General features: G+C 61.0%; 15 protein-coding genes. 8 read left to right on the forward strand and 7 right to left on the reverse strand.

Translation table 11 applies throughout. The features are described from left to right. Window position 1: 1 nt before the first annotated feature. Entirely contained in the window at window positions 2-1,867 is a 1,866-nt protein-coding gene (locus tag Thiofri_RS10865) for a bifunctional diguanylate cyclase/phosphodiesterase (RefSeq protein ID WP_009151424.1), read from the reverse strand. A gap of 322 nt (window positions 1,868-2,189) precedes the next feature. Here Thiofri_RS10865 and nadC point away from each other — a divergent pair, with 322 nt between their 5' ends. Continuing rightward, complete coding sequence (nadC, locus tag Thiofri_RS10870; RefSeq protein ID WP_009151425.1) at window positions 2,190-3,077, forward strand: carboxylating nicotinate-nucleotide diphosphorylase; 888 nt, start codon at window positions 2,190-2,192, stop codon at window positions 3,075-3,077. Window positions 3,078-3,176: 99 nt separating this feature from the next. On the opposite strand, the gene Thiofri_RS10875 is transcribed toward nadC, so the two are convergent. Next, entirely contained in the window at window positions 3,177-3,536 is a 360-nt protein-coding gene (locus Thiofri_RS10875; RefSeq protein ID WP_009151426.1) for a chaperone modulator CbpM, read from the reverse strand. Window positions 3,537-3,538: 2 nt separating this feature from the next. Then, window positions 3,539-4,471 (reverse strand): DnaJ C-terminal domain-containing protein, encoded by a 933-nt coding sequence (locus Thiofri_RS10880; RefSeq protein WP_009151427.1) that lies wholly within the window; start codon window positions 4,469-4,471, stop codon window positions 3,539-3,541. Window positions 4,472-4,754: 283 nt separating this feature from the next. On the opposite strand from Thiofri_RS10880, the gene Thiofri_RS10885 reads away from it, so the two are divergent. The 3 genes from Thiofri_RS10885 to ubiV all read left to right on the forward strand — a co-directional run bounded on the left by Thiofri_RS10885 (window position 4,755) and on the right by ubiV (window position 7,916). Beyond that, the gene (locus tag Thiofri_RS10885) at window positions 4,755-5,702 is read left to right on the forward strand and encodes a TIGR01212 family radical SAM protein (protein ID WP_009151428.1); all 948 of its coding nucleotides are present in this window, start codon (window positions 4,755-4,757) and stop codon (window positions 5,700-5,702) included. Window positions 5,703-5,896: 194 nt separating this feature from the next. Beyond that, window positions 5,897-6,892 (forward strand): ubiquinone anaerobic biosynthesis protein UbiU, encoded by a 996-nt coding sequence (gene ubiU, locus Thiofri_RS10890; protein WP_009151429.1) that lies wholly within the window; start codon window positions 5,897-5,899, stop codon window positions 6,890-6,892. Window positions 6,893-6,986: 94 nt separating this feature from the next. Continuing rightward, window positions 6,987-7,916 carry a ubiquinone anaerobic biosynthesis protein UbiV gene (ubiV, locus tag Thiofri_RS10895; protein ID WP_009151430.1) on the forward strand — a complete coding sequence of 310 codons (930 nt, stop codon included), beginning with the start codon at window positions 6,987-6,989 and terminating at the stop codon, window positions 7,914-7,916. A gap of 63 nt (window positions 7,917-7,979) precedes the next feature. Here the strand turns inward: ubiV and ubiT are convergent, their stop codons facing one another. After that, complete coding sequence (gene ubiT / locus Thiofri_RS10900; RefSeq protein ID WP_009151431.1) at window positions 7,980-8,474, reverse strand: ubiquinone anaerobic biosynthesis accessory factor UbiT; 495 nt, start codon at window positions 8,472-8,474, stop codon at window positions 7,980-7,982. 38 nt (window positions 8,475-8,512) lie between these two features. After that, entirely contained in the window at window positions 8,513-9,139 is a 627-nt protein-coding gene (gene idi / locus Thiofri_RS10905) for an isopentenyl-diphosphate Delta-isomerase (protein ID WP_051024000.1), read from the reverse strand. Between the two features lie 702 nt (window positions 9,140-9,841). On the opposite strand from idi, the gene Thiofri_RS10910 reads away from it, so the two are divergent. From Thiofri_RS10910 to Thiofri_RS10920, 3 genes are all read left to right on the forward strand, one after another. Then, on the forward strand, window positions 9,842-10,207 hold the full coding sequence (locus Thiofri_RS10910; protein WP_009151433.1) for a hypothetical protein: 366 nt from the start codon (window positions 9,842-9,844) through the stop codon (window positions 10,205-10,207). A 663-nt stretch (window positions 10,208-10,870) separates the two neighbouring features. Beyond that, window positions 10,871-12,301 (forward strand): metal-dependent hydrolase family protein, encoded by a 1,431-nt coding sequence (locus tag Thiofri_RS10915; protein ID WP_009151435.1) that lies wholly within the window; start codon window positions 10,871-10,873, stop codon window positions 12,299-12,301. Window positions 12,302-12,874: 573 nt separating this feature from the next. Next, window positions 12,875-13,402 (forward strand): hypothetical protein, encoded by a 528-nt coding sequence (locus Thiofri_RS10920; protein WP_009151437.1) that lies wholly within the window; start codon window positions 12,875-12,877, stop codon window positions 13,400-13,402. 37 nt (window positions 13,403-13,439) lie between these two features. Here Thiofri_RS10920 and Thiofri_RS10925 read toward each other — a convergent pair whose 3' ends face one another. Continuing rightward, window positions 13,440-14,315: a DUF2887 domain-containing protein gene (locus tag Thiofri_RS10925; RefSeq protein WP_009151438.1), complete on the reverse strand. Its 876-nt coding sequence runs from the start codon at window positions 14,313-14,315 to the stop codon at window positions 13,440-13,442. A 416-nt stretch (window positions 14,316-14,731) separates the two neighbouring features. On the opposite strand from Thiofri_RS10925, the gene Thiofri_RS10930 reads away from it, so the two are divergent. Next, a complete protein-coding gene (locus Thiofri_RS10930; protein WP_323706137.1) occupies window positions 14,732-15,463 on the forward strand; it encodes a hypothetical protein in 732 nt (243 codons plus the stop codon). On the opposite strand, the gene Thiofri_RS10935 is transcribed toward Thiofri_RS10930, so the two are convergent. After that, window positions 15,353-16,867, reverse strand: a complete 1,515-nt coding sequence (locus tag Thiofri_RS10935; RefSeq protein ID WP_009146704.1) for an ISKra4-like element ISThio1 family transposase — start codon at window positions 16,865-16,867, stop codon at window positions 15,353-15,355. The genes Thiofri_RS10930 and Thiofri_RS10935 overlap by 111 nt on opposite strands. Window positions 16,868-17,013: the final 146 nt, after the last annotated feature.

Genomic DNA, 17,013 nt, shown 5'->3' on the forward strand with positions numbered 1-17,013 from the left:
GCTAAGTGCTGACCATCGCCTCTTTGCAGGTAGGCGTCGGCGTTGCTGCTGCTTGGAGCCTTGCCTCTGCCAGTCCGTCTGGCGACGCCTTGGCGGCTTTTTTTTGCTTGGCGATGACTCTGGACACATCATCGAGAGTCCCGTCCCGCACAGTTCCAGAAATCCACAGCAGAGCCGCGCTGCAGGCGAGCAGCGGCAAACGTGCGGGCTGACCTTCCCGGGTCAGGGCCTCAATGTAACCGCGCTCGCGCGTGGCGCTGTCATACAGGCTGAGCGCCTCGTGCTTGAACTGCGCGAGCACTGCGCTGACATGGCCCTTGACTACCTTGCGGTCTGGCTCGCGGAATCCAGCAAAGAAATCGTCTCCGCCGACATGGCCGATAAAGCAGCTATGCGTTGGTAACATTTTGCGCAGCAGGTCGGCAAATAGGGCAATGGCACGGTCGCCGATGCGAAAGCCGTAGGTGTCGTTGAAAGGCTTGAAGTTGTCGAAGTCGAAATACACTAGGCAATAATCCTGGCGAGCATCCTCAAGGACCTGCTGGACATAATCGATGATGCTGTTGTTGCCGGGCAGGCGGGTGAGTGGATTCTGGTCGCGCGCAGCGGCCAGATTTTTGCTATCAAGAATCTGCAGCAGCGCGGCCTGGGAGATGAAGCCGGCGTAGCCAAAGTTCTCGGTCATGATCATGCCCGGCGGGCTGTTGGCGGCGGTGTAAGCCTCAAGCAGTCGCTCGACAGGGTTGTTGATGTCGAGGCTGGGGCAGGGCGACAGGAAGTCCAGAAGCTGCTTGCGATAGGCGCTGTTTGCGAGCAGTTCGCGCCCATAGCTCGAGTAGATGTAGCGCTTGAGTGCTTTTTCGCAAACAAGACCAAGGGGTTTTCCGGTTTTGTCGAGCACCGGGAAGAAACTGTACTCGCTATGGCGTTTGAACAGATCAAAGACCTCGCGCATTTCGCTGTCTTCAGTTAAGGCCGGGAGTTGCTCGATGCGGCTGCGAATCAGGGTTGAGTCGCTGTCCGACTGGCGCCGCGATGGGCCGACGGTTTTTGGCACGATCGGATAGCTTGTGCTCAAGCCTGGGATGTCGGTGCTTGGCCGCGCGATGAAAAACCCCTGCGCGAGGTCGCAGCCGATGTCCCGACAGGCGGTGAGTTCGTCGGCTGTTTCCACACCCTCGGCGACCACCTGCACGCCAAGCGTATGGGCAAGGTGAACAGCGTTCTCGACGAACAGACGCCGTTTGTGATCGCGCGAGATGGATGAAATAAAGAAGCGGTCGATTTTGACCAAATCGGGCGGAAATTCATACAGCAGTTTCAGGCCCGAATAGCCTGTGCCAAAGTCATCAATGGCGAACAGAAAGCGCTGTTGGCGCAAGCCTTCCACTGCGCGCTGGGCTTCGGGATGGGCGGTTAGGTCGTGCAGTTCGGTTAGCTCGAAGCACAGGGTGGCGGGGGCAAGACCGTGACGCTTGAGGCTTGCATCGGTCAAGTGGCCCCAGCGCGGTTCGTTGATCAAACTGCGCGAGTCGAGGTTGAACAGCAAACGCGCGTGGCGGACATCGGGAATGCGCGCAAAACTGGCAATGGCTTTGTCGCGCAACGCACTTTCCAGTTCCAGCAAGACGCCCTCACCATCGGCGGCGGAAAAGAGACCATCGACCGTCCGAAAACCGAGGTTATCCAGGCCGCGCAGCAGGGCCTCGAAGCCAAAGACCGCGCCGGTATGGATGTTTACGATGGGTTGAAATGCGTAGTCCAGTCTCTCGCACAAGTTGGCGACGGAAAAGCCGTTCAGGCCAAAACTGCAGTCGGGGGAATGCGACACTTGAATTGGCGATGAAGGTGCAATCTCGAAGGTCACGCGCGCGGTCCTCCTATCTGTGGGTCCGGCACCGCTGCGGGCACGCGAACTGAGGCAGTGCAGTTCGATCAGACTTCCGGTATTTTCTGTGTGCGCTAAAGCTCGTCTGATCAGGTCGGACTATAACGCTGGCTGATCAAAGAAGGGTGACGATTCAGTGACAACTTGATTGCGCTTGCCGCGGCAAGCTCCGTGCGCTACCGTTCCCTGTTGGCACGAAGATGGATTCGGAAATCTGCCCCCCCCCAGAGCAATCTAGCAATCTAGCAATCTGAATCCGGAGCCATCTGATTAGAGAGCAATCTGTTTACAGAGAAACCCGATGTCACCAATGGATACCACAATCCCTGATCCGATTGTTCTTGCCAGGCATTTGCCGACTGCGGAGGCGATCACGGCCGATGTGCGGCTGGCCCTGAATGAGGATCTGGGCGGCGGGGACATCACTGCGGCCCTGCTGCCCGCCGGGCAACGCGGGCGCGCCGAGTTGATCACCCGGGAGGCGGCGGTGCTGTGCGGGCGTGCCTGGTTCGATGGGGTGTTCCGGGAACTCGACCCCAGTTATACCGCTGAGTGGCAGGCGAACGATGGTGAGCGTTTGGTGGCCGGTCAGCGCCTGTGTGTGCTTGAGGGCAAGCTGCGCGAGCTGCTGAGCGGCGAGCGCACGGCAATGAATTTTCTTCAGACTCTGTCTGGTACCGCGACCCGCGCGCGCCGCTATGCCGATGCGGTGGCCGGTTTATCGACGCGCATTCTCGATACGCGCAAAACCTTGCCCGGTTTGCGTGTGCCACAGAAATACGCGGTGCTGTGCGGCGGTTGCGATAATCACCGCATGGGGCTGTTTGATGCGATTTTGATTAAAGAAAATCACATTATGGCGGCGGGCTCGATAACGGCGGCGGTAGCGGCGGCACGCGAGACCGCAGCCGGTGTGAGGGTGGAGGTGGAAGTCGAGAATCTTGACGAACTCGGGCAGGCGTTGGCCGCTGGTGCCGAGCGCGTGCTGCTGGATAATTTTGGCCTGCACCTGTTGCGCGATGCTGTCAGGCTCACCGACGGGCGCGCGCGCTTGGAGGCATCCGGTGGCATCTCCCTGAATGCGCTGCGCGCTATTGCCGAAACGGGCGTGGATGATATATCAGTTGGCGATCTGACCAAGAGTGTCGAGGCAGTGGATTTATCCTTGCGCCTGAGTCCTTCGGGATAGGGCAGACTTGGCTTCAGATTTCAGCCCGACCTGTCCGTCCCGGGGGCACTCACGCAGCGGATGAGTCACCGGGCCGAAATTACGTCATGAGCGGAGTCTTCAGTGCTCCCCATCTGTCGGTCGGCCCAGGTGATGCTCCAGTCGTCGCACACGGTTGCGCAGGTATTCGATTTCTTCAAGCAGATCCAGCGCTAGGGCAGCGCCGGCGAGGTTTAGCTCCAGATCGCGCTGCAGGCGCAGTGCTCGCCGTGCGCGCTGAATCTCCAGGCCGGTGAATGACCACTGCTCGGGGCGGCTGCCCTGCGGTTGCAGCATGCCCTCCCCAACCATCTTTTCGATCTGGGCGAAGCTCAGATGGCAGACCTCGGTCAACTCGGTCACTGTCACCACTGTGCCTTCGTCGAGCACAGTGCCTTCAATGCTGAGGGTTGTCTGCGTGCCTGTTGCTCTCTGTGCCATGATCACACCCCCAATTTGGCGCGCGGGTTGAAGTCGCCAAAGTGTTCAGCGAGCTTGCGATAGGCTTTCTGGGCCTTGTCGCTGTCCGCAGATGGGTTGACAATTTCAAGCTGCACGAAGGCGTCGCCCGCTGTCTTGCCGGGCAGACCTCGGCCCTTCAGACGCAGACGCTGATTGCTCTGCGAGCCGGGCGGGATGCGCAGGCTGACGGTGCCGCCCAGGGTGGGAATTGGCACTGTGGCTCCCAGTGCCGCCTCCCAGGGCGCGATAGGCAGGTTGAGGTGGATGTCTTTGCCCTCGGCGCGGTAAATGGGGTGCGGGGCGAAGTCGACTTCCAGAAACAGGTCGCCATTGCCGCCGGAGCCGGGCGAGCCCTGGCCGGCGAGGCGAATCTGCTGGCCCTGGGTGACCCCGGCCGGAATGCGCACATTGAGCGTGCGGCTGTTGGGGACCCCGCCGACATCTGGGCGCTGGCGCGGTTCGTCAATGCGGATCTTTTTGGTTGTGCCCTGGTGGGCGTCTTCTAGCGAAATCTGGATGCGGGTGTTCTGGTCCATACCGCGCTGCCGTGGCTGGGGGCGTTCGCGGCGAAAGCCGCTGCCGAAAACGCTGGCGAAAAAGTCGCTGAACTGATCAATGTCCTCGGCGTTAAATTCGCGCTTGAAGCCGTCGAAACCACCCGCACCGCCTGGTGGCGGGCGGAAGTCCTGCCCGGCGTGCCAGTTGTTGCCGAGGGCATCGTAGGCGGCGCGTTTGTCCGGGTCTTTCAGAACTTCATTGGCCTCGTTGACCTCCTTGAAGCGCTGTTCGGCCTGAGGCTCCTTGCTCACGTCCGGATGGTACTTGCGCGCGAGCTTGCGGTAGGCGCTCTTGATCTGATCCTGAGTGGCATCCCGCGGGAGCCCAAGGATTTTGTAGTAGTCCTTGTATTCCATGGTGCTGTGGTTGGTGGTCTATGCCCGGTTGGTTAGCTGCATTACCTGGCTGAAGTGAGGGAATCGTGCGGACTTGACAAGGTTGCCGCTTACTTTAATAGAAAATCGTCCCTTCGCCTAACGCTCACGGGCAGGGTCGCCTTGACTGGCGTCATTGCCGTGAGTGGAGCTTTGTGGGACTCTCTAAGGTTTGCCGTCTCTGGCCTTTGCGGGAATGCTAGCTTGCAACAACAGCTTTAGGCTCCGGGCTGGCGGGCGGGGACGATGAATTTTGGGCGGGCGCATGGCGCTATCTGATGTTGTTCACACTTTCGGGACTGACCTCTTGCGCCGCTACGGGACGCGGGTGCACAAAGTTGCGATTCATGCGGGCTTTACCTGCCCCAATCGGGATGGCAGCAAGGGGCGGGGCGGTTGCACCTTCTGCAATAATGCCTCCTTCAGCCCGCATTCGCAGCGCGAGCCGGGCGTCGCGGAGCAGATTGCGGCAGGTCGCGCGGTGCTGCGCAAGCGCACTGGCGCGGTGCGATTTCTCGCTTATTTTCAGGCCTATACCAACACCTACGCGGATGCGGAGCGGCTAGAAGCGCTCTACCGCGCGGCGCTGGCCGAGCCTGACGTCATCGGGCTGTCGGTCGGCACCCGCCCCGATGCGGTGCCGGCGCCGGTGCTCGATCTACTTGCCGAGTTGCGCGATCAGGGGCATGAGGTTTGGCTTGAGCTGGGGCTGCAATCGGCCTTCGATGCAACCCTGGCGCGGGTGAATCGTGGGCATGGGTTCGGCGACTATTGCCGTGCACTCGAGCAGGCGCAACTGCGGGGGCTACCGGTCTGCACGCATCTGATCATCGGGTTGCCGGGAGAGGGGCGTGAGCACGCGCTCGCATCCCTGGAACGCGTGCTGGAGCAGGGTGTAGACGGGCTCAAGCTGCACCCGCTGCACGTGGTGCGAAACACAGATATGGCCAATCACTGGCGGCGAGGCGATTATCATCCACTGACGCTGGGTGCTTACATTGACATCGCGGCGGATCTGATCGAACGCACGCCGCCAGAGGTGGTTTTTCATCGCGTGACGGGCACGGCCTCGCGCGATATTTTGCTGGCACCCGAGTGGTGCAGCAAAAAGTGGGCGGTGTTGAACGGCATCGAGCAGGCATTGCATCGGCGTGGAACCCAACAGGGCGCGCGCCTGGGAGAGCCACTGGCAGATGCACTTGACGCGGCTTGATTGAAGCCTGACGTGTGAAATGAAGCGTGCAATGGTCGTTAGCCTGAATCTCATGGATGCATTCTCCGGGGTGGCCGGGACCATGAGCGCCAGGTTGGCAGCCGGTCTTCAATCATCGGCCCGCGCTAGCTGAGCGCTGAAAACCAACAAGTTTAACGTCTTACTTCCAACCTTATAAACCTCCGGATGTTCTCATGGAACTGGTCTGTCCCGCTGGCAATCTGCCGTCGCTAAAAACCGCTGTCGATCATGGCGCAAACGCGGTTTATTTTGGCTTTCGCGACGATACCAACGCACGGCATTTCGCCGGGCTGAATTTTGCGCCCAACAAGATGGCCGAGGGGGTGGAGTATGCCCGCCGGCGTGGGGTGCGGGTGTTTATTGCGCTCAATACCTATCCGCGACCCGATGGCTTCAGTCGCTGGCAAGAGGCGGTGGACCGCGCAGCCGATCTTGGCGTGGACGCACTCATCGCGGCGGATCTTGGGGTGTTGGATTACGCAAGCTCTAAGCATCCCGAGCTGGCCTTGCATCTGTCGGTGCAGGGTTCGGCGACCAATTACGAGGCGCTGCGCTTTTATCACGAGCACTTCGGCGTGCGCCGCGCGGTGCTGCCGCGGGTGCTGTCGATGAGCCAGATTCGCCATGTGGTGGAGAACAGCCCGCTGGAAATTGAAGTCTTCGCCTTTGGCAGCTTGTGCGTGATGGTCGAGGGGCGTTGCATTCTGTCCTCTTACGCCACTGGACGTTCACCCAACACCTACGGCGCCTGCTCTCCGGCCAGTCATGTGGAGTGGATTGAAACGCCCGAGGGGCTCGATACGCGCCTAGGCGGCGTGCTCATTCAGCGCCACCCCAAGGGGGAGAACGTCGGCTACCCAACTTTGTGTAAGGGTACCTTCCGGGTGGGTGACCACACCTATCATGCAATTGAAGAACCCACCAGTCTCAATGCCATGGAACTGCTGCCGGAGCTGGCTGCGGCTGGTGTTAAGGCGGTCAAGATCGAGGGACGGCAGCGCAGTCCGGTCTATGTCGGGCAGGTCACCAAGGTGTGGCGCCAGGCGCTCGATGCCTTCGCGCGCGACCCCGAGCACTTCACGCCCCGACCGGAATGGACCGCTGAGCTTGGCAAGGTGTCCGAGGGGGCGCAGACCACCCTGGGTGCTTATCATCGGCCATGGCAGTAAGTTTCCACCCAAGTCCCCAAAGCTCGGCAAGCTGCGCCAAGGCCCCTCAGGCTGGCACGCCGTGCATGATTGATTCCCAGAGATTGAGACAACTATGACCCCAGCTGAAACACAAGCTGCTTCTCGTCCCGGCCCGCGCCTGTCACTTGGCCCGATTGGTTATTACTGGCCAAAAGAGACGGTCGACGCCTTCTATGCCCAGGTGGCGCAACTCCCGGTGGATATCGTCTACCTCGGCGAAACCCTCTGCTCCAAGCACAAGGAGCTGAAGTTTGAGGACTGGCTAGCCATTGGCGAGCGCCTAGTCGAGTCGGGCAAGGAAGTGGTGCTGTCCACGCTCAGCCTGCTGGAGGCTGAGTCAGAACTCATTCGCCTGCGTTCCATCTGCGACAACGGTCGCTTTCTGGTCGAGGCCAACGACATGGGCGCGGTAAATTTGCTCCAGGGCAAGCCTTTTGTGGTTGGGCACAGCGTCAACATTTACAACGACCGCAGCCTGGCGCTGCTGGCTCGGCAAGGGCTCAAACGCTGGGTGTTACCGGTGGAGCTAACCGCCGAGACCCTGGCCGACATGCAGCGCCAGCGCCCAAACGGGGTGGAAACCGAGGTGCTGGCCTACGGGCGCTTGCCCTTGGCGTATTCGGCGCGCTGCTTCACCGCGCGCGCGCGCAATTTGCCCAAGGACGACTGCCAATATTGTTGTATCGATTATCCCGACGGCCTGGTGGTCGCGACCCAGGATGATCAGAGCTTTCTGGCGCTCAATGGCATTCAGACCCTGTCCGCCCGCACAGCCAATCTGCTGGCCGAACTGCCACGCATGCGGGAACTCAATGTCGATATTCTGCGCATCAGCCCGCAGGCGGAGCATACCGATGAGATCATCCGGCTGTTCGACCAGGCCTTGCGCGGGGAACTGACCCCGGCCGATGCCGGCGCCAAAGCAACGGAGCTAACGCCCTCGGGCGCTTGCGATGGCTATTGGCATGGTGGTGCAGGCATGGCGCTCCAGGGAGCGGCCTAAGGCTCCTGGTGAGGCACCACCTCGGAGGAGAAGCGGCTGTTTTAAGGTAAGTCGCGCTTACCGCTAGCGCGCCAGGCGGCCCATCAGGGACGTGGCGCCTTTCATCACCGGAAGTAGTGGCCCTAGGCGCGGCTCAAGCTCCAGCCCGTCGAGAAAGTTCTTCACATAAAGGCCCAGCTCGGTGCTGCCGCCGAGGCGCAGGCGGCGGTTGAAGAACAGTGTGTCCGGGTCTTCCTGACGGGTGGCGAGCAGCAGAAATTCGTAAGCGTTGCCTTCGATGCTCAGGTCTTCGGCCTGTCCGGGTTGGGCGGCCCGGAGCTTGCCGTTGGTCAGCGTCAGCCGGTATTCGAGGCCGACATCCTCGACCCGAATGCGCATAACTTTCTCGTCAAGAAAATCCAGCTCGCCGTCGCTCAGCTCTGGGGCGAAGACGCGGTTGAGAATTTGCGTCAGCGCGCCGGTTTGCAGCTTCGCGGGGACGAAGCCCAAGGGCCAGGTGAACAGGCGCGGGATGGTGGGGGTTTTTTTAGGCGAGTTGACTTGCACGGGTAGAGGCATCTTTGTGTCTTGGTGGATTGGGAATCAAAAATTGGTCGCTAAAGCGCAAGCTGTACGATGCGCTCGGGGAAATCACTGCGCAGGCGCTGCCATTCCATTACAAACCAGGGTGTGATCCGCTCCGGTGGCTCGGCCTGCCCGTGGGTGGCGACCAGGGCGTCGGTATCGGTCAGGCTCAGCCAGCGCCAGTCGGCGATCTCGCTTGGGTTGACGTCGATGGCCTGGGTGTCATCCAGGCGGCCAATATAGACGGAACAAAGCTCGCGTTCCGAGCCGATGTCTTGGAATGGTGCGTGGTACTCGAAGCGATAAATGAAATCAAGCTCGGTATCCACGGCAAGCTCTTCTCTCAGGCGGCGATGGGTGGCCTCCTGATAACTCTCGCCCCGGCGCGGATGGCTGCAGCAGCTGTTGGACCAGAACAACGGCCATAGGGGTTTCTCGCCGCTGCGCTGTTGCAGCAGCACTTCCCCGCGCGGGTTGAACAGAAAAATCGAAAATGCGCGATGCAGGACGCCGCCGCCCTCATGCGCCTGGGCTTTGTTCTGGTAGCCGGTGACGGTGTCGTCCGAGTCCACCAGAATCAGTGGCTCATCGTCGAAGGACACAGTGGCATGGGTGCTCAAGGATGTCATCTCCTCATCAAGACCGCGACGGCTGGTCATTATGCCGCATGATCGCGGCGAACGGGAGGACTGTCCGGATCATTTCCGGGCCGAGCGGTCCGCCGGCGCCGAACATCTCGATTCCAGCGCCGCACCGCCGAGGGTACTGAACCACAGGAAGGGTCGTTGGGTTTGATGCGATATCCAGTATCCGCAAATTGTATCCCGAGTCGAATTGACTGTGGACGAAACCACTGCTCATGTACTAAACTTCGTAAGCATGGACAGCGTGTTGGTGGGGATGGTTAGCGCTTCGAGTTCTGGGGCTGTTTTGGGTCGGGTGACGGGCGCGGGGGACGCCGTAAATCCATCCCTGGAGGCTTCACGGCGGCGTCCTGCCGCCGAGACCCCCGCGCCCGTCACCCGACCCAAAACCCAAGGCTCCCGGCTGGCTTGTTGAGAAGGCGGGGACGTTGCCGGTGACAGCTTCCGTCTATTTCCTGCCGGGATACGGTGTGGCGAAATGGGCGGTAAGCAGTGTCATAGGGTTTGGAGTGGGCAAGATTGCGCTGTGCAAGGCTGCCTTACGGTGCTAGGCAGAATTAAAGATATTGGACAATTGTTTCCTAGGATCGACATCCTCAAGGCTCAAGATCTGGCGAAATGTGACAGGAAGTTCCTTCCAGGGCTTGCATTATTGGCATCGGCGGGATGAATATGGCAACATCACCTTAAGCCCAGGTTTTGGCGGGAGAAGACGGCATGGCCATCCGCATATCAGCGCCCGCGGAGAACAACATTCTTGAAGTCGTTTACGGGGCCGAGGCCATTGGCGACTGGGAATGGGCGCGGGATAGGGAAGACGTAGCCAATGCAATCTCCAGCACCAACAGGTCGAGGGTGCTGATCGATGCCTCGGCACTTCCGTCCTTTCCCGGGCTGGTCCTAATTCAGGAGCACAATGAGCAGGTTGCTGCTAATGAGGTGCTCAGTGCGGCAAAATTCGCCGTTCTTTTTGCGTGCGTGGGCGAGCCCGAGCAGTTTCTTCACATCACCGGCAGCAATCGCGGGATTCGCATTCAGTGCTTCACATCCAAGGATGACGCCCTGGTTTGGTTGTCGTTCTGAGCAAGCTGCAGTGAAAAATGGTCCAGGGCTGAGGTATCTCCACAAAAGTGAAAAGGCTCAATAGTGAAAAGGGTTGGATTTGATTTCAGCCAGGCACCTGCTGTTTTCGCCTCTACCCGGGCATCGCGCTCATAGTCGCGACGCAGATTGGCTGCGCGGCGTTGCTGGTTTTTGCAGCTCAATGCGCAACTGCGAGAGCTCCTGACGGCGGCGCGCCGCATCCTGCTCCTGTCCCTGCAACTGCGCAAAGCCTTGCCAGCACTGCGATTTCCAAGCGGGTTCAGCAGATCGCCTTGATGATCGAGCAGACCAACACCACCAGCGACGCCACCGCGGAGACCGCGCGCGATGTGGATCGCGTCGCGCAGGCCCTGAAACAAGAGATCGAGCGCTTCTAAGGTCTGATTGGGCACAGATTGGCTTGCAGTGATGCTCGCCCTGCAGGAAATCCGATCCATGCGCTTGCGCGGCACCGCGCTCGAGTTGGTTGATGCCTCGGGTCAAACAGTGGCGATACTCAAGACGGACCCGAGCCCCGCCCCCTGAGCCTGAAGAGTTCCGGTCTCACAACAGAAGCGTGTCGCCAGGCCAAAGAACGCTAGAGCACCCGTCCGATCACGGGGGCGATGCCCAATTTAATAATTTCACGTCGCTGACCAAGCCATGCCCATGTTTCCCCGTATTCTCAAGTCGCTCCTCGCGCTCAACTTGCTAGCCGCACCCATGATGACTCCAGCCGAGACCCCAGACCAAACTCCGACCCAGCCTGCGGCCCAATCCCCCGCGACCGCTCAGCCCCAATCACCGTCAAAGGCAGAACCGTCCAAGGCTGTGCTTTTCGAGCAGGTACGCATTTTCGATGGGCGCGCCGAGCAACTCACCGAGCCGATGTGGATCCTTGTGGTCGGCAATCGCATCGAGGCGATCTCGAAAGCGCCGCTGGAACCGCCGGAAGGCGCTGCCCTGACGCGCATCGACGGCGAGGGCCGCACCCTAATGCCTGGGCTGATCGATGCCCACACCCATGTGATGTACGCCACCCTGTCGCAGCAAACATTGCTCACCAGCGACATCGGCTTTCTCAATATCGCGGCCACGCGCGCGGCTTACGACATGCTGATGCGTGGCTTCACCAGCATTCGCGATCTCGGCGGCCCGGTGTTCGGGCTCAAGCGCGGGATCGACGCCGGGCTGGTCCTAGGGCCCCGCATCTGGCCGGCTGGAGCCTTCATCTCCCAGAGCGGTGGCCACGGCGACTTCCGGCTGCCGAACGAGCTACCCGCCGCGCCCAGTGCCTTCTCCTACAGCGAGAAGGTCGGCGCCGCCGTCATTGCGGACAGCCCGGACGCCGTGCGCAAGCGCGCCCGCGAGCAATTGGCGCTCGGCGCTTCGCAAATCAAGCTCATGGCCGGCGGCGGTGTGGCCTCCATCTACGACCCGCTGGATGTCACCCAATACACAGTCGCGGAGCTGCGCGCGGCGGTCGAGGCGGCGGAGAACTGGGGGACCTATGTGACCGTGCATGCCTACACCCCTCGCGCCGTGCGCCAGGCGATCGAGGCCGGCGTGCAATGCATCGACCATGGTCAGCTGCTCGACGAGGACACCGCGCGCTTGATCGCGGAGCATGATCTCTGGTGGAGCCTGCAGCCCTTCATCGACGATCAGCCCTCGCCTTATCCGGAAGGGTCCGCCAACCGCGTCAAGCAACTGGCGATGTACGCCGGCACGGATCGCGCCTACCGGCTGGCCAAGCAGTTCGACATCAAGACCGCCTGGGGCACCGACATTCTGTTCAGCGCCAAGAACGCACCCCGCCAGGGTCACAAACTGGCGGTGATGGAGCGCTGGTTCACCCCGGCCGAGGCATTGCGCATGGCCACCTCGGGCAACGCCGAGCTGCTCGCGCTCTCAGGGCCGCGCAGTCCCTACCAAGGACCGCTTGGCGTGGTCGAGACCGGCGCGCTGGCCGATCTGCTGCTGGTCGACGGCAATCCACTGGAGGATCTCTCCCTGGTGGCCGACGCGGCCAACAACTTTCTGGTGATCATGAAGGACGGCCAGATCTACAAAAACAGCCTGGCCGCAGACTAGCCACTGGCCGACCGTGGGCCGCCGAGCGCGGACACCAGCCGCAATGCCTACGTCTTCGAGCGCTCCGTCACCGAGCGCCTTCCCGATGGCAGCACCACCCCGCGCGCTCGATCTTTACCGGCGCGGCTGTTTCGTGCTCGAGGGTAAGGACACCGGCAAACAGGCTGGCAGCCAGACCTGAAATAAAAGGGGCCGTGCTCGAATTAATTTTCGAGCCAGCCGACCAATGGCGTCCAGTTACCTTACCTATTCGACCTGATCTCAGGTTTCACCGTCCTTCCCTCGAAGCTCACCCTCTGGGGCTATCTTTAGTCGGGCTCGGCGCCACGGGAGGCGATGCACTGCTGGCCCCATGGCGGCGCGACAAGCCCCAGCTGCTGCTGGCGTTGGTAGTGTGTTGGGGTGGTGAAACCAAACGGGGCAGGTTCGATTTAATTCCAAGTGATAAAACGGGCCTCGCTCGAATGGCACTAAGATAAGCGCAAGGGCTTGAAAACAATTGAGGAAGGCTGGCAGCTAGGGTGATACGGTGAAATCGCCAAATCAAACCAACCACCCGAGGAGCCAGCCTTCATGCATGCTAACCATCGCCCGGGCTTGGAGCAACAGAAACAGATTCAGCGTCGCGCCGAGGAGACCGACTCCTACGCGTTCTTCAACCTGTTGACCAGTTTGCAACTGCTCGACGGAGTCGAGGCACTCTTGCCAGCGCATCGCGAACGGGTGTTTCCGCCGACGGAGACATTGTCGATGTTTCTGGCGCAGGTACTCGCCGACGATGGCAGTTGCCAGCAGGCGGTCGACGACGCGGCGATCAAGCGCATCATTGGCGGTCTGCCGCGCTGCGCGGCGAGCACCAGTGCTTACTGCCAGGCGCGCGCACGCTTGCCGGCAGAGGTGGTCTCGACGCTGGTGCGCCAGGTGGGAGGCATGATCGGTGCGGGCACACCGAACTGGTGGCATACGTGGAATCGCCCGGTGCGCCTGGTCGATGGTGCGACCATGACCATGGCTGACACGGAGGAGAACCAAGCGGTCTATCCGCAGCCGAGCAGTCAGTCAGGGGTTGGGCGTCCTTGCCTGGGGGGACTCGAAAATTAATTCGAGCCCCTTTGATTCTTGATTTCTTAATTTGTTGTCAGTGCCGCTCTTCGCCCCCGAGTAAATCCTCAACGCTCGTGGCATCGAAAATACCGTCTAGCCAGGTCTCAAGCTGCGCCTTGGGTGCGGCGGCAATGCGCTGCTCGGCCCAAGGGGGCAATGGGCCAAAGCGGCGGGTGAGCTGGCGGTGCAGGGTGATCACTTTACCCCTTGCTTCGCCCCTTGCCTCGCCCCTTGCCTCACCTGCTGCCTCACCCTTAGCATAAATCGACTGATACGCCTTCGTCTCTTGGATTGGAGTCACCAGATTTAACATGGCCCAAATCTCCTCTTCGGTCTTGTCTTTGTAGCGTTCAAACAACCAAAATTCCAGCACATTCGACAGCGTCTCGCGGATGTCTTGTGCAAGCGGCGCTTGTTGGATGCTCTGCCATAGCGCCGGGGCGCGTTCACTCAACTCGGCATCGCTGGCAATGATCAGCGGTGCAAAGACCGCAACGAAGGGGTTGTCCGGCTCGCGCGCGAGCAGCTCCTGCAATACGGGTTCCAGCGCCACGCAACGAATTGGCGAGCCATTCTGATGGACCCAGCTTGGGCGCTCGGGAATATCGACCGCGCGCAGAAACACCGCAATGCCCAGCACCTCCCGATCCGGGTGTTCCTCTCCGTAGAGGCCGACCTTGGTGTTGAGATTGTACAGCGACTTGGCCGACGGCTGGGCCTGGAATTCAAGCACAAAGGTCGGACCTGAATGACCGTCGGGTTCGACCAAGCCATCGAGTCGGCGCTCGATGTCTTTGATGGTCAGCGAGCAGGCTTTGTAGGGGCCTTCCAGCACCAAGCCACCCGAGAGAACCCGGAAGGCTTCGGAGCCGCTGCGTAGGTACAGGTAGATCGGATGATCGGTTTTCATGGCGGCGGGAGAGCGTTTGCCGGTTAATAAAAGGGGCCGTGCTCGAATTAATTTTCGAGCCAGCCGACCAATGGCGCCCAGTTACCTTACCTATTCGACCTGATCTCAGGTTTCACCGTCCTTCCCTCGAAGCTCACCCTCTGGGGCTATCTTTAGTCGGGCTCGGCGCCAGGGGAGGCGATGCACTGCTGGCTCCATGGCGGCGCGACAACCTCAGCTGCTGCTGGCGTTGGTACTGTGTTGGGGTGGTGAAACCAAACGGGGCAGGTTCGATTTAATTCCAAGTGATAAAACGGGCCTGGGTCGAATGGCACTAAGATAAGCGCAAGGGCTTGAAAACAATTGGGGAAGGCTAGCAGCTAGGGTGATACGGTGAAATCGCCAAATCAAACCAACCACCCGAGGAGCCAGCCTTCATGCATGCTAACCATCGCCCGGGCTTGGAGCAACAGAAACAGATTCAGCGTCGCGCCGAGGAGACCGACTCCTACGCGTTCTTCAACCTGTTGACCAGTTCGCAACTGCTCGACGGAGTCGAGGCACTCTTGCCAGCGCATCGCGAACGCGTGTTTTCGCCGACGGAGACATTGTCGATGTTTCTGGCGCAGGTACTCGCCGACGATGGCAGCTGCCAGCAGGCGGTCGACGACGCGGCGATCAAGCGCATCATTGGCGGTCTGCCGCGCTGCGCGGCGAGCACCAGTGCTTACTGCCAGGCGCGCGCACGCTTGCCGGCAGAGGTGGTCTCGACGCTGGTGCGCCAGGTGGGAGGCATGATCGGTGCGGGCACACCGAACTGGTGGCATACGTGGAATCACCCGGTGCGCCTGGTCGATGGTGCGACCATGACCATGGCTGACACGGAGGAGAACCAATCGGTCTATCCGCAGCCGAGCGGTCAGTCAGGGGTTGGGCGTCCTTGCCCGGGGGGACTCGAAATTAATTGGGTGCGGCTCTTTTGGAACGACGCCAAGCGCCGCAGAATCCAGCGGTTGCGGGCGACGTTTCCGGTCGATGGTGATGGCGCAAGTGAGACATCATGCCGCCACGGGCAAGTCCAGCGGGATCGGTGGTCCTGGATAGTGGCGTCGGTGCTCAGCGTCGAAGTGAAACGCAAGATAGGCCGGCAAGTCCCCACTGATCTTTAGTGAGCGCAGTTTCAGGATCGCCTCGGCGCGGGCCAGCCCCCAACGCGCCCCGGTGAGATCCATGCGATCTTTGACGAGATGGCGACAGGCGCCTTCGATCACACCAGTGGCGATTGGCAGCCCCAGCGCAAGCGCTTGGTCGTATTCGAGGCGCTCGCGGTTGTTGTCGATATAGTCGGCCGCCTTATCGATGGGTTTGCGCGCCGTCTCGCCGAGTTGCTTGCGCGTTGCCGCGCGGCGCAGTCCCACGGCCACGTCGTGGGCGCGACCTTCGAGGATGGCCATGGCGCGCTCCATCACCCACTGCTCGCGCTCCGCGGGGGTCTCGGGAAAGAGCGCATGCGCGGCTTTCCACAGATATTCCAGCACATGGATGAAGTCCTGGATCACCACCACCTCGACCTTGTAGCGCTCGGCCGCGGCTGTGACTTGGCGCAGCAGATCTTCCTGACCGTCACAGAGCACCACCCAGCGGCGGTGCTGATCCGGGTCGCGGCGCATGGCCTCCTCAAACGCCTGCTCGATGACGGTGCGCTGATCGGCCTCCACGCGTGCCCAGGTGCGTTTGTTCTGGACTTCGGGACGTTTGCCCGCGGGGGCTTGTTTGGGATCAAGGATCTGCTCTGGGGTGCGTGGGTAGGGCTCGACCTCATAGACCGAGGCGACGGTGGCCATGCGTTTGCGCTGCTTTTTCTCCCCAGGACTCAGCCGGGTCTGTTGCTTGTGCGCTTGGCGCTCGCGCGCCTTGCGGGTGGCCTCGCGCAAATCGCTGGGGCGCATCACGATGCCCTTGCCGTCAGCACTGATGATCAGGAGGCGTTCGCTCGCTTCATTCGGCTCCTGGGGGACAAAGGGTTGGGCGTAGAAGGCGTCGAAGTCCTGGCTCAGATGCACGGCCACCTCCTCGGCTTGGCGCTTGGCCAGCGTCCCGCCGCCGGCTTGTTCGAGTGCCGCAAGCGCGGCGTCGAAGGAGTTGTTCACGACCTCACCGGCCAGCACCTCGCACAGGCCATGGGAATACCTGCCCGGGGGCAGATTCAGCTCAGCATCCAAGGGGAAGACGCTCTGGAGTCCCCGCGCACCGTAGCCCCGGCGCGTGACGGTCACTTCCCCAAAGCGGGTCTCCAGAAGTCGGGTACAGCCGGCGCGATGATGGGTCCGGGGATAACCATCGGCGCCAATCACGGACGCATACCGCGGTTCCTCTCGCGCTCTTTGTTCCAGGTGCGACTGGACCATCTCACACAGCAGCTTCATGCCGCCCTGTTGCACCAGCGCTTCGATTTCCCCGTGCGTGGCATGTTGGGCTTGCTCCCCGCTCAGCGTCTCAAGCAGTTGGACGAACTGCGCGATCGCCCCCTCGTAGCAATCGAGGCTTGGCAAAGAAATCGTGTAGCATGGCATCGACAGGGTCTCCTCAGGGTCCGTGACAAAAGTTTCGTCCCTTCAGTTTCGCACCCGAGTGGAGGCCCTGTCTTCCCTGTCCTCAGGTTTCTAGCTGGTTAAGCTGTTGTTTTCTAGTCGCTGAGCGTCGTTCTAAAGGAGCCGCA

The sequence above is a fragment of the Thiorhodovibrio frisius genome, assembly GCF_033954835.1.
Lineage (GTDB): Bacteria > Pseudomonadota > Gammaproteobacteria > Chromatiales > Chromatiaceae > Thiorhodovibrio > Thiorhodovibrio frisius.